The 13,186-nt window shown below is 71.3% G+C and carries 9 protein-coding genes; 7 read left to right on the top strand and 2 right to left on the bottom strand.

Annotated features, from left to right (window positions below; all coding sequences use genetic code 11):
• Positions 1–2 precede the first annotated feature (2 nt).
• Both AAFX79_05465 and AAFX79_05460 read left to right on the top strand, forming a co-directional pair.
• Positions 3–2,501: a secretin N-terminal domain-containing protein gene (locus tag AAFX79_05465; GenBank protein ID MEO1007992.1), complete on the top strand. Its 2,499-nt coding sequence runs from the start codon at positions 3–5 to the stop codon at positions 2,499–2,501.
• A gap of 2 nt (positions 2,502–2,503) precedes the next feature.
• Positions 2,504–3,685 (top strand): hypothetical protein, encoded by a 1,182-nt coding sequence (locus AAFX79_05460; protein MEO1007991.1) that lies wholly within the window; start codon positions 2,504–2,506, stop codon positions 3,683–3,685.
• A gap of 10 nt (positions 3,686–3,695) precedes the next feature.
• On the opposite strand, the gene AAFX79_05455 is transcribed toward AAFX79_05460, so the two are convergent.
• On the bottom strand, positions 3,696–6,353 hold the full coding sequence (locus tag AAFX79_05455; GenBank protein ID MEO1007990.1) for a M14 family metallopeptidase: 2,658 nt from the start codon (positions 6,351–6,353) through the stop codon (positions 3,696–3,698).
• 70 nt (positions 6,354–6,423) lie between these two features.
• Positions 6,424–7,359, bottom strand: a complete 936-nt coding sequence (locus AAFX79_05450; protein MEO1007989.1) for a queuosine precursor transporter — start codon at positions 7,357–7,359, stop codon at positions 6,424–6,426.
• A 75-nt stretch (positions 7,360–7,434) separates the two neighbouring features.
• Here AAFX79_05450 and scpB point away from each other — a divergent pair, with 75 nt between their 5' ends.
• From scpB to AAFX79_05425, 5 genes are all read left to right on the top strand, one after another.
• A complete protein-coding gene (gene scpB, locus AAFX79_05445) occupies positions 7,435–8,088 on the top strand; it encodes an SMC-Scp complex subunit ScpB (GenBank protein MEO1007988.1) in 654 nt (217 codons plus the stop codon).
• Entirely contained in the window at positions 8,085–8,591 is a 507-nt protein-coding gene (locus AAFX79_05440) for a carboxypeptidase-like regulatory domain-containing protein (GenBank protein ID MEO1007987.1), read from the top strand. Before scpB ends, AAFX79_05440 begins: the two co-directional genes overlap by 4 nt.
• A gap of 41 nt (positions 8,592–8,632) precedes the next feature.
• Complete coding sequence (locus tag AAFX79_05435; GenBank protein MEO1007986.1) at positions 8,633–9,796, top strand: DUF58 domain-containing protein; 1,164 nt, start codon at positions 8,633–8,635, stop codon at positions 9,794–9,796.
• Positions 9,793–12,039: a DUF3488 and transglutaminase-like domain-containing protein gene (locus AAFX79_05430; GenBank protein MEO1007985.1), complete on the top strand. Its 2,247-nt coding sequence runs from the start codon at positions 9,793–9,795 to the stop codon at positions 12,037–12,039. Before AAFX79_05435 ends, AAFX79_05430 begins: the two co-directional genes overlap by 4 nt.
• 61 nt (positions 12,040–12,100) lie before the next feature.
• The gene (locus tag AAFX79_05425) at positions 12,101–12,937 is read left to right on the top strand and encodes a hypothetical protein (protein MEO1007984.1); all 837 of its coding nucleotides are present in this window, start codon (positions 12,101–12,103) and stop codon (positions 12,935–12,937) included.
• Positions 12,938–13,186: the final 249 nt, after the last annotated feature.

Raw genomic sequence — 13,186 nt, 5'->3', positions numbered from 1 at the left:
CCATGCCGCGATCCCGGATCACGCCCCGTACGCCCCTGGCCGTCCTGGTCGCGAGCCTCGTGGCGCACGCGGGCCTCGCCGCGTCGCTCGTGCGCGCGCAGGACGAGGCCCAGCCCGCTGTCCCGCAGCAGCCCGAGGCCAACGGCCGCCGCGTGCTCGAGGGCCCGCCGGCGACGCTGACGTTCCAGGACGCATCGATCGACGATCTGATTCCGTTCATCGTCGAGGCGACCGGCAAGGTCGTGATCGTGCCCGAGGCTCGGCTGCCGGCGCGCGTGACGGTCATGAGCGACCGTCCGATCCCGCGGATGCAGGCGCTCGATCTGGTCATCCTCGCGCTGCAGCAGGACGGCGTGGCCGTTGTCGAAACCGATGACATCATCATCCTGCGGGATATCAACGAGGTCGTCCGCCAGGACGTGCCGGTCATCGGCCCGGACGAACGGGTCGAGGGCCGCCGGGACCTGGGCGCCATGGCCGAGAAGGTCTTCCGCATCGAGAACTCGGTCGCCGTCGATCTAGGCGAGGCCATCGGCGAGACGCTCCCCGAGTACGCCAAGATCACCGTCGATGAGAGCTCCAACCACATCGCGGTGCTGGGAAACATCGGGCTGCTCCGGCGCATCGAGGCGCTCATCGACGGCATGGACCGCCCGGGCTCGCGGGCGCTTGTCACCCAGACGTTCCGCCTGCGGTACGCCGACGCCGAGCAGATCGCCGCCAACATCACCGAGCTGTTCAGCGAGGAGGGCGGCACCTCCACCAACCAGAACAATCAGCAGAACCGCTTCTTCGGCGGCTTCCGCCGCGGCGGCGGCGACGAGGAGGGCTCCTCGGGTTCCACGACGGCGGACCTGCGCGTGACGTCGAACACCCAGCAGAATGCGGTGACCGTGGCCGCCGAGCAGGGCGTGCTGGACCAGATCCGCGGCCTGATCGAGCAGGAGTGGGACCTGCCCCTGCCCGACGAGGCGGTCGTCCCCCGCATCTACACGCTCGAGAACAGCGATCCCATCGCGGTGCGCGACCTGCTCGAGGGACTCTTCGGCGAGGCCGAGGCCGCCGCGGCGCCGGCGACCGGCGGCCAGGGCGGCCGGGGCGGCCAGGCGGGGGCCAGCACCGGAGAATCGCAGGGCGTTGGTCGGCTGGCGGGGCAGTTCGCCTTCGAGGCGATCCCGTCGGCGGGCCAGCTCGTCGTCGTCGCCAAGAGCCCCGACAACCTCGCCGTCATCGACGACATCATCCGCGAGCTGGATCGCCCCAAGACCGTGGGCCTACCCGTCGTCGTGCCGCTCAAGCACGTGTCGGCCGAGGAGTTGGCCGAGCAGCTCAACGCGCTGCTCGCCCTCGACGGCACGCTCGCGTCCATCCCCCGCTCGGAGACGGGGCTGTCCGACACCGGCGGCGTGGGCGTCAGCCCATTCTCGGGCGACGCCGACGAGGACGGCGACGTGCCGGAAGAAGATCCGGGCGAGATCACGTTCTGGTGGCAGACCTCCCAGGAGCAGACCGACAACGCCGGCTCGTCCAACCTGATCGGACGGCTCCGCATCGTGCCGGTCTGGCGGCAGAACGCGCTGATGATCCTCTCGCCGCCCGAGTACCGCCACGCCGTGGTCGAGATGATCGAGCAGCTCGATCGTCCGGGCCGCCAGGTGCTCATCCAGGCGGTCATCGCCGAGGTCAGCCGCGACGATGCGGAGGTCGTGGGGCTGCGGTGGTCGAGCGAGTCGATCCCGCTCAGCCGGATCGACAACGCCATCTCCTTCACCTCGACCACCGAGGCCAGCGAGGGCGATCTCTTCGGCGCCGCCTTCGATACGTCGGTGATCAACGTGGGCGTGGACCTCAATGCGGTGCTCCAGGCGCTCGGCGAGAAGACCGACGTCAACATCCTCAGCCGCCCGACGATCTTCACGAGCGACAATCAAGAGGCCGAGTTCTTCGACGGCCAGGACATCCCCTTTATCACCGAGGCGCAGACCACCGACGTCGGCTCGCTGACGCAGGGCTTCGAGTATCGCGCGGTGGGCATCCAGCTGCGGGTGCGGCCGCGGCTGACGCCCAACCGCGACGTGGACCTGCTGGTCAACGTCGAGCTGAGCACGATCGCGCCCGGGCAGGACGCCGCGTCGGGCCAGGTCGTCGTGGATCGCCGCGAGACCACGACGCAGCTCATCATCCAGAGCGGACAGACGCTGGTGATCTCGGGCATCCTCCGCAACGAGGACAGCGTGCTGCGGCGCAAGATCCCGGTGCTGGGCGACATCCCGCTCCTGGGCTGGCTCTTCCGCTCGAGCGAGACCGTCACCAACACCACCGAGCAGCTCGTGTTCATCACGCCGCTGGTGGTCGAGAACGCCGAGGAGGCCGAGCTGCTCAACGAGCCCTACATCGATCGGCTCGACAGCCTCAGCGAGACGCTGGGCCTCGACGGCGTCGTGGACATCGAGGAGCCCGAGCGCTTCGGCCCGCCCGCCGACGACGGCCAGGAACCGTGAGCGTGCGCGCACCAGCGGTGCTCGCCGGCGCTGCGGCGGTGATGGCGCTGGCGGGCTGCGTGACCGAGCGGGCGGACGCCCCGGGGGGCTCGCGCAATCCGATCTTTGATCGGCCCATTGCGCGGCCCGTGCTGGGCGGCACCGACGTCTCGCGGATCGTCGTGGCGCTCAGCGGCCTGGGCACCATTCCCTACGACGGCGTGACGCTGCCGCTGATCTCGCCCGATGGACGCTCTGCCGCCACGCAGCTGCCGCCGGCGGCTCCGCGATCGCTCCGCATCGGGGCTCCCGGCGCCGATGGCGACGCATCATCCTCGGTCGCCATCATCGAGCTCGGCCCCGACGGCGTGCAGCAGGAGGTCTTCGACGCCAACGCGCCCATCCTGCTGGGACGCGATGCGGACACGCTGGGCTTCCTCGTCGAATCGCCGCGGCCGGACGGCTCCCGCTGGATCGGCCGGGCGAGCTGGACCGGCGGCGGCATCACCTGGATCGAGCGCGGACCCGCCGTCCACGCGCACGCCGTGCTCGGCCCCGCCGGCTCGGTGCTCTACGGCGAGCGTCCGGTTGGCGACGGCCGGTTCGAGCTCGTCCGTCGCGACCGCGACGGCACCAAGCGCGCCCTGCGGCTGCCCGGCGCCGATCTCGTGTACCCGCTCATGGCGCCCGACGGCCGGCACGCGACGTGCCTCGCCGTGCGGCCGGACTCGATCCAGATCGTGCTGATCGACCTGTCCGCGTCCAGCGACCGCTCGCTCGGGCGGATCGTTCGGCGATTCGATCTCTCGGGCAGGGGCTCGCTCGCGGGCGCCGAGCAGATCGTCGCCGCGTCGGCCTCGGGCGCGTCGGCGGGCGAGGCACTCGGTCCGATGGTCTTTCACCCCGCGACGAAGCGCGTTGTTGCGGTTAATGCGGCGCGGCGGACGTTGGTGTCGCTGGCGCCCAACGGCGTGGCGGCGGTGGGTGCGGGCGGCGGTCGTGCGCTCTGCGCCACGCCCGACGGCCTGGTGCTGTGGACGCCCACGGGCCAGAACGCCGGCCGCGCGAGCCGGGTGCTGGCCGAGGACTACATCCCCCGCCGGACCGCAAGCGTCGATCGGCCCTACGTGCTGCTGTCGCCCCTGCCGACGTCGCCGACGGACTTCCGCGTCTTCGCGATGAAGCCGGCGACGCCCGACGAGTAGCCGCCGCGTCCTAGAGCCGCCCTAGCGTCGGTCCGTACACGATCGCGTTCATCAGCAGACGCATGCCGGCGTGGTGGAAGCCGCGGATGGTGACGTCCTCGGCGAAGCAGATCACCGCGCCGCCGCCCACGCGGTGGTGCACCACGAAGGGCAGCGATTTCATGCGGTCCTGGTTGGCCTCGCTGACCGGGCCCGAGATGATCGGCTGCGCGTCGTCGTAGCGGGCGACGACATAGGCGGTCTCGCGGATCGGAAGCTCGGTCAGCCCGCGGACGAGCACGCCCATCCAGGGCCGCACGCCGGCGGCCATCGGGTGGCTGGTGTCCACGGTGGTGAGCGCCATTGCGCCGGCGACGCGATTGTCGATCGAGTCCTGCTCGCGCTCGGCCCAGGTCTTCGTGTTGGGATCGGGCTCGTCGTCGTCCTCGTCGTCCTCGTTCTGGGCGTTGGCGAGGTTCTGGATCGCCCAGCGGGCCGCCCCGTCGCTGGCGACCACCACGCCGCCGCCGCGCACCCACGCGGCGATGCGCTCGGCCGCCCGCTCGCTCGGCGCGCTCATGGAGGGCATGACGATCACGGTGTAGTCATCTAGGTCGATGGACGCCAGCTGGCTCCGCGTCACACGCGTGTGCGGGAAGGGCTGCTCGATATCCAGTAGATGCCAGTGCTGGCCGAAGCTGTTGCTGCTGGTGCCCTCGCCCGTCACCAGCAGCACCTTCGGCAACCGCATGATGGGGTTGGCGTTGTTGCCCAGGTGCGGGCCGGCGGCGGTGAAGCCCTCGCTGGCGCGGTGGATGTTGACGCCGAGCGCGAGCACCTCGTCGATGAAGGCGTCGACGTCGCGGTCGGGATTGCGGATGAGGTGGATGAGCAGGCTGCCGGCGGCGAAGCGCTTCCCGTCGACCTCGACGGCATCGCCTAGCACACGGCAGAACAGCTCGTGCGCAACGGCCCGGCCAACGGCGGCTGGGAAGTGGTGCTGGCCGGCGTCGATGACCAGCGCGACGCCGCCCTCGCCCGTGATGCGGGCCTCCGGCGGCGACCAGTCGGCGAGTCGCTCGGTCGGTCCCTCGAAGGCCCGCATGCTGTGCCAGGCGTCGACGCCGAAGCTAATCGGCAGGCTCCACGCGGTGATGTCGTAGGTATCGGGGTCCTCGATCTCGGTCTCGCGCTCGAACATCGCGCGCACGAGGTTGCCCATGGGCTGGCGGGCGTCGATCACCCAGGAGCCGGCGGGCAGCGTCAGGTCGTCGACGGTCTCGCCGCGGTCGTAGGTCTCGAATGCGTCCGTGGTGACGGTCTGGGTAAGCCGATCGATCCGGATGCCGTGCAGGTCGCAGAAGTCCCAGACCTTCTCGAGCAGCGCGGGATCGTTGGCGTTCGAGATGACGAAGGCCATCGGGCCGGGCCGCACCGCGTCGACGCTGTCCCGCCAGAACTTTGCGAAGCGCTCGAGCTGGCCCTGGCGATTGGCCGCGGTGACCTCGGCGTAGTTCATCGCGGTGATGAAGTGGTGCCGCACCCGCTCGCTGAGCGTGAGCGTGTACTGATCGCTGACCTCGATGGCGAGGCCCGCGCGGCCGTGGCCGGCCTTCTCCAGCAGCAACCCAACCGCGCCGTGGTACACCGGCAGCACCTTGCCGTAGCCGGTATACAGGTAATCGAAGCGCTCCCGCGTCGCGTACACCAGGCCCTCGCGGTCGAAGGCCCGGGCGTTCTCGCGGCCGTAGAGCGCCACCCAGTCCTTGGTGTCCTGGGGGATGTTGAGGTTGTAGGGGGTGTCGCCCTCGCCGAAGAAGTAGGGGCTCGTGTAGCCCTGCTCGTGGTAGTCCAGGTGCAGGTGCGGCAGGTACTCGCGGTAGGCCCGCACGCGGGAGCTGCTCTCGGGGTGCACGCCCCAGACCCAGTCGCGGTTGAGGTCGAAGAGGTAGTGGTTGGTGCGGCCGCCGGGCCAGGGCTCGTTGTGCTCGTGGGCGAAGCGAGTCGCATCGGGGTCGACGCCCCGGGCGTTCTGGTACCAGTTGGCGTACCGCATCTGGCCATCGGGGTTGAGCTGCGGATCGACGACGATGATGGTCTTGTCGAGGATGTCGTCGATCTCGGGGTTGGTCGCCGCCGCTAGCGTGTAGGCGAACTGGATCGAGGCCTCGCCGCAGCTCGCCTCGTTGCCGTGCACGCCGAAGCTGTACCAGACGATGGCCGGGTTGTTCGCGATGATCTCGTCCCGCCGTGTGCGCGACAGCAACTCGGGCTCGGCCAACTCGCGGTTGGCGGCGAGGATGTCGTCCAGCCGCTCCAGGTTGGCCGGGCTGGAGATCGTCAGGTAGACCAGCGGCCGCCGCTGGTGGCTCACGCCGTACTGGTGGAATCGCACGCGGGGCGAGGCGTCGGCCAGCGCCCGGCAGTAGTCGATCCGCTGGTGGTGCCGGGTGAAGCGCTCGCCGATGCGATGGCCGATCACGCTCTCGGGCGTGGGCACACCGCGGTCGAAGCGCAGGCCGCCGAAGTAGTCGTACGGCTCGCTGGGCAGGTGCGAGACGTCCGCGGCGGTCAGCGGGGCGAGCCGACCGCTCCTAGCCGCCCGATCCTGGGTCGCACGATCCTGGGCCAGCACGGGCACCGCGAGGGTGGCGACGAGCAGCGGCACGATCCAACGCATCTTCGGCATGATCCGGCTCCTCCGTGGTCCTGCGGAGGGGACCGTAGACCCTCCGATAAGGACCATCGAGAGCATCGGCTCATCCGACCCCGGCCTCGACCGCCGCGGCGGGTGAGTGCCTCGCCAGGGCGTGCGGCGGCGGCAGGCGGAGATATCGGGCCAGCATCCGGGAACCCACGTAGAAGGGCAGCGTGTCGAGCAGCGCCATCGCCAGCTTGAACACGTAGCCGGTCGCGATGAACAGCAGCAGCTGCCGGCCGATGGGTGCCGCGGCGTCCACCGGCAGGGCCTTGGCGTAGAAATGGGTGATCAGGATGACCGCCGTCGTGTCCACCAGCTGGCTGACCAGCGTGCTGCCGTTGTTCCGCAGCCACAGGTGCCGGCCATTGGTGAGCTTCTTCCAGAAGTGGAAGACGTGGACGTCCACCAGCTGCGCCGCAAGGTAGGCGATCATCGATGCGGCGACCGCGCCGAAGGTCAGCATCCGCACGCGGTAGAACGTCCAGTCCTCGTCGAAGCGGACGAAGGCCCCGGTCTCGTCGTACACCGGCTCGGGCAGCGGCGGCGCTAGCACCTCGCGGCCGAGCGCGTCGGTGCCGTAGCTCACGACGTCGGGCTGCATCGGCAGCGCGCCGCCGACCCACAGCACGAGCAGCACCCAGAGGTTCAGCAGCAATCCGACCCACACGACCAGGTTGGCGCGGCGGCGGCCGTAGAGCTCGCTGATGAAATCGGTGCACAGGAACGTGATGGGGTAGGGCAGCACGCCGACGGCGACGGCGAAGCTGATCTCGCCCCACCGGCCCCACGACAGCCCCGAGCCCTCGGACCACGACGCGAACACGATGAAGCGGGTGATGCCCAGGATGTTGAGCATGGCCAGCGTGCCGAGGAACAGCCCCGCGAGCACCAGGAACACGCCCTCGCGGCGGCGGTGCAGCGTGGCCTCGTCCAGCGCGGGCAGGCCGTCGTACGCGTGCTGCCGCGATGGGAGCGTGGCGGCGCCCTCGTCCATCGCCCACGATAGCCGGTCGGCTCGCGGCGGCGGCCGACGGGGCGGTGTACCCGGGGGCGGGGCCTAGCATCGGCGATGCCGGCCACCAGCGAGCACGACGCCGCCAATGCCGCGGCGGTTTCCCCCGCCGCGTCGGCGCTCGCCGCGAACCTCGAGGCCGTGCTGCTCGCCGCGGGACGCGCCGTGACCGCGCAGGATGCCTGGGACGCGCTCTCCATCGACGAGGGGGCCGAGGCCTTTGCCGCCGGTCGCCCGCCCGCCGAGGCGTTGGATGAATTGGTCGCGGCGCTCAACGCCGAGCTCGACGTCCAGGGCCGCGCGGCCCGCGTCGAGAAGCTCGCCGGCGGCTACCGGCTGATGGTCGCCGCCGGGCACGCCCGGGTGGTGGCGGCCTTCGATCGTGCACGCCAGCCCCAGCGGCTCAGCCGGCCCTCCATCGAGACGCTGTCGATCATCGCGTACCGCCAGCCCATCACGAGGGCCCAGATCGAGGCCATCCGCGGCGTGGCCTGCGGCGAGGTGCTCCGTTCGCTGCTCGATCGCAAGCTGATCGCCATCAAGGGACGGGCCGAGGAGCTCGGCCGACCGATGCTGTACGGCACGACCCGCCAGTTCCTCGATCTGTTCGGGCTGGCGTCGCTGAAGGAACTGCCCACCAAGTCGGCCGGCGGGTCGGCCGGCCCGTCGGCTGGCCTCTCGCCTAGCCACGCCACCCCGGAGGACGCATGATGCCGTCTCCTCGTTCGCCGATCGCACGGATGCTCCGCCCGCTGCCCGCGCTGTTCGTCTGCATCGCCGCGCCGCTGCTCGCGGCCGGCTGCAACACGCCGAAGCTCGATGGGCTCGTGATCCCCGGACCCACGCCCTTCGTCGCGGCCCTCAACCGCGACGAGCCCAAGACCGACACGTCGGGCATCCCCGGCGCCAAGGTCCGCGTCACGCTCGCCAGCAGCGGGCAGCTCATCGCCGATACCGAGACCGACGAGTTCGGCCGCTTCTCGGTCGACACGCCCGGCGAGCGGATGGCCCGCGGCGCCGTCCGCGTGGTCGCGACGGCGGACGGCTATACCCGCGTCAGCCGGACGACCTCGCTGCAGACCTTCGAGAAGATGCTGCTCATCTCGATGACGCCGCTGCCCGGTGCCGGCCCGGCCTCGGGGGATGCGCCCGAGGGCGATCCGGCCGATGACGGTGCGGGCGGCGGGGGTGCGGATGGCGGGGGCGAGCGCTGACGCCGCGACCGACACGCCGCTACCACGTCCACCTGCCGGGCGTGGCCTACGTGCTGGTGACCGCCTTCGTCGCCGTCGGCGCCATCAACAGCCAGAACAACCTGCTCTTCTGGGCACTGGGGCTGGGCATCGGCGGCCTCATGGCCTCGGGCTTTGTCAGCGGCACGTCGCTGATGGGCGTGACCATCGAGCGCGACGACGTCGGCGAGGTCGTTGCGGGCCAGCCCTTCGCGTTGCGGTACCGCATCCACAACCACAACCGGTTCGTCCCCGCGTACGCGCTGCTCATCGAGGAGTTGCCGCCGAAGAACGGCGGCGATTCCTGGCCGCTGGCCGGGGCGCCGGTCGCCAGCCTGAGCCGCATCCCGCCGCGGCGGACGGCGCGGACAGAGACGCTGGCGCTCGTGCACCGGCGGGGCCCGTTCGAGATGGCCCGCGTGCGGGTGTCGACGACCTTTCCGTTCGGCGTGGCCCGCAAGTCGGTCACGTTCGACCTGCCGCAGCCGAGCCTGGCGTCGCCGGCGATGGCGCGGCTCCGCCAGGACTTCCTCGAGGCCGCCATCGCGCCCACGCAGGACGGCACCGAGCTCATCGCCGCGCCCGGTGCGGGCGAGGATCTCTACGGCGTCCGCGAGTACCGCGCGGGAGACCGCGTCCGCGACATCGCGTGGCGATTGTCGGCCCGGACCGACACCCTGGTCGTGCAGCAGCGGTGCGCGCGGCTGCCGCGACGGCTGGTCATCCAGCTCGATCTGCCTCAAGAACTCGCGGCCCGCCGGGAGGACGACGCGGAGCGGCTGCTCGCCCTCGCGGCGTCGATCATCGCCGAGGCTGGCCGCCGCGCGGTCGCGGTGGGGCTCGTGGTGCCCGCGGCGGGAATCGCCACGGGCTCGGTGACGACCGCCGCCGGCCGCCGCGGGCTGCTGCGTCGGCTGGGCTCGTACGGCTTTGCCGATCGCGAGGGCGACGCCCTCCGGCCCCTCCGCAGCGGTCAGGGCAGCGTGGTGCTCGCGCTGGGCCCCGGGTCTGGTGCCGGCGGCGGCGAGCATGCGGTGCATTTGGGGCCGGGCGACCTGCTGCGGCTGGCCGCGGATAGCCGAGCCGTGGACCACCTCAGGCTGCTCTTCCCCGAGCCCGGTGACAACGCCGCCGAACCCGCCCCCGAACCCGCCGCCCCCGCGGCACGAACAGGCCAGCGGCCATGACACTGCAACGCACGCTGCGCACCGCGCTGCTATGGACGGCGCTCGTCGCGATCGCCGCCTATGCGGTGGCCGCCGAGGCGCCGCTGGTTGCCATCGCCGCCCTGCCCGCCGCCTTCGGCTGCTGGTGGGCCGCGGGCCAGCCCTGGGCGCCCACGGTGCCTCGCATGTTCATCAACGGCGTGCTGCTGCTGGCGGTGGGACTGGGGCTTGGGCTCGCGACCCTCGGCGGGGGGTTCAACGTCGAGCGGGTGGCCGAGATGCTCACGGCCCTGCTGGTCGTCAAGCTGTTCGACAACCGCTCGTCCCGCGACTCGGCCGAGGTGCTCGCGCTGGCGGTGTTCCTCGCCTTTGGCGCGATCCTCACCAGCCTCCAACTGCTCGTGGGCCTGCTGCTGCTGGTCTTCTGCCCGCTGCTGGTGTGGACGGCGCTGCTCCAGCAGGTCGTCGCCGCCGAGGAGCGCGCCGAGCGCTACCAGCGCGGTCTCGGGGCCGAACGCCGCCGCCGCGATCGCGGCGGCGCGGGCATCTCTCGCGGCCTGCGGCGGATGACCGGATGGCTCACGGTGTCGGCCTCGCTCGTGGCGGCGGCCGTCTTCGTGCTCGTGCCCCGCGGGCTGGCTCCGGGCTTCCTCGATGTTGCGGGCGATGCGGGCGGCCGGCGCACGGGCTTCTCCGAGGAGGTCCGGCTGGGCCGTGCGGGCCTCATATCGGAATCCCAGGAGATCGTGCTGGACCTGCGGGTCACCGATGGCAGCGAGGGCAACCTCGGCAGCCCCAACCGCGTGTACCACCTCCGCGGCGCCGTCCTCGACGCCTATGAGGACGGCCGCTGGACCCGCGACGACGACCGGGGCGAGGGGCGGACGCGCTCGATCCAACGCGTCCAAACCACCGGCCCGGACAACCAGGTGGGCTGGCCGCAGAACATGCCGGCGGCGCTCGTCGTGCAGGAATATAAGCTGCGATCCGAGCCCCGCAAGAGCGACCTGGTCTACAGCATCCTCGAGCCCATCTCCTGGCGATTCTCCGAGCGGTTGTACCTGCAGCAGGATAATGCGCGGCACACGATGCGCTTCGACGAGAACGCCAACACGCTGACCTACCGCGTGGATTCGGGACTGCTCGGCTCGAGACGGCCCGACCGCATCGCGACCGACGGCGCCTGGTGGCGGGGCGTGGACTTTCCCTCCGAGCGCGTGCGGACGCTGACAAACGAGATCCTCGCCGCCGACGGGCTGCCCACCGGGCGCCGGCCTCGCACCATCCCGGAGGTTACCGCCGCGGCCAACGCCATCCGCCAGCACCTGCTGGGCTTCAGCTACACGCTGGACATCCAGCGGGCCGAAGGCGAGCCGATCGAGTGGTTCCTCTTCGAGGGCCAGCAGGGCCATTGCGAGTACTTCGCCTCGGCCATGGCGGCCATGTGCCGCAGCGTGGGCATCAACGCCCGCGTCGTCACGGGATACGTCGCCGTCGAGTTCAGCCAGGGCTCGGGCTGGTACACCGTCCGCGAGAGCAACGCGCACGCTTGGGTCGAGGTCGAGCACGCCCAGCACCAGTGGCGGACGCACGACCCCACGCCGCCCGACGACTTCGAGCGCATCCACCAGCCCGATCTGGACCTCGCCGGCATGGTCCGCCGCTGGATCGACGCCATCGAGTTCTTCTGGGTTGACTCGGTGGTGTCCTTCGATCGTGGGTCGCAGCGTCGGGTGCTGGGCGCGAGCAACGACGAGGAGCCGCAGCTTGCCCCGCTGCGCTCGATCTCGGACTTCCTGCAGCGGGTCCGGGGGTCGGGCTGGGTGGGCGTGGTGCAGGCGGCGCTCGCGGGCGTCATCGCGTTCTGCGGGGTTATCGGGATGGCCATCGCCGCGCAGGCCTTCCTGCGGCGCACGGGCGTCGGCGTCGCCCGCCGGCCCCGGGTCCGGGCGCTGGGCGGCGCGGGCACCCTCGCGGCCGACCTGCTGCGTGCCCTTGAGCGGGCGGGCCATCCCAAGCCCGCCTGGACGCCCATGCTCGCCCATGCTCGCGGCATCGACGGCGGCTCCGATAGCCCGGCCGACGGCGACTACCCGGGCCCGCGGAGCCTCGTGGGCATCGTCGAGCGGCTGTACGAGGCCCACTTCGGCGGCCGCCAGATCGACGCGAACGAGGCCCGCGACCTGCGCACGTCCATCGCCGAGGCGGGCGGCCGGCTGCGGCAGGCGGCCCGGGCCGAGCCCGACGAGCCCGTTCGCTCTTAAGACGCGGGCCGTTTCGCTCGATACTCCCGAGGCGGCAGGGCCTACCGCACGCGGGGGAGCCATGAACCCGAATCGCTCACGCACCGAGCGCTGGCGCGAGTGCCTGCACCAGATCCGCGAACGCCGCGGCACGCTGGAGATCAGCGTCGACACTTCCGCGGAGGAGCAGCGCGGGCTGACCAACCTCGTCTGGCGGGTCCACCTCCTGGCGCTCGACGACGAGCGGCTCGTCGTCGAGCAGCCCATGGCGCTGGGCCAGACCATGCGGCTCCCGCCCGGCGTCGATCTCGTCGTGGCGATGTCCATCGGCCAGAACCGCTGGATGTTCCGCACCCGCTCCATGGAGCCCACGCCCGGCGAGATGCAGGGGCGGCTGCACCTGTCGGTGCCCGAGGCCGTCGAGCGGTGCCACCGGCGGGACTTCTATCGCGCATCGACGGCGGGCTTCGACCTGCCGCCGGTCGAGGGCTGGTCGCTCCTGGACACCCAGTCGGCCGTGGCCGCCGAGGTCGCCAGCCGCATCCCATTCGAGGACGGCGGCGCGAGCGCGAGCGGCGAGCCCATGACCCTGCTGCCCGAGGTCGGCAACGCCTTCCGGGGCCAGCTGGTGAACATCGGCGGCGGCGGCGCCGGCCTGCTCGTCGGCCCGGGCGAGCGGCACTCCTTCGATTCGCGCGGACGCTACTGGCTCCGCGTCGACCTGGGCCAGCGGGTCCCCGGCCCGCTCGCGGTCACCGCTCGCTGCGTGCACCAGCACCTGGATAGCGCCCAGAACCTGCATCTGGGCTTCGCCTTTGATTTCTCGGCCCATCCCGAGCACCGCGACTTCATCGTCCGCCAGATCACCGCCTACGTGAACACGAGCACGGGCATGGGCTCGCGTCGCAAGGCCGGCTAGTCGCTCCGACCTCGGGCCAAAGTCCCCCCGATGGACACCCCCGGACGAATCCCCGCCGGAATATGAGACGCGGACTAAGGAACGTGTTATAGTGGCCCGGCCGGGGTGTCCCCCTCGGCCATGGTTCGCGCGGTTGGCCCGTCCGACCCGATGCCGCCTGCTACCCGGATCCCTGGATCCGTTTCCATCGTCGCCCGCCCGCCGGGATTCGACGGAACATGCCGAGACATCGGCCGCTTGGCGGCTGGT

Source organism: Planctomycetota bacterium (genome assembly GCA_039819165.1).
Taxonomy (GTDB): domain Bacteria; phylum Planctomycetota; class Phycisphaerae; order Phycisphaerales; family UBA1924; genus JAHCJI01.
This window is presented reverse-complemented; position numbering and strand designations above follow the sequence as displayed.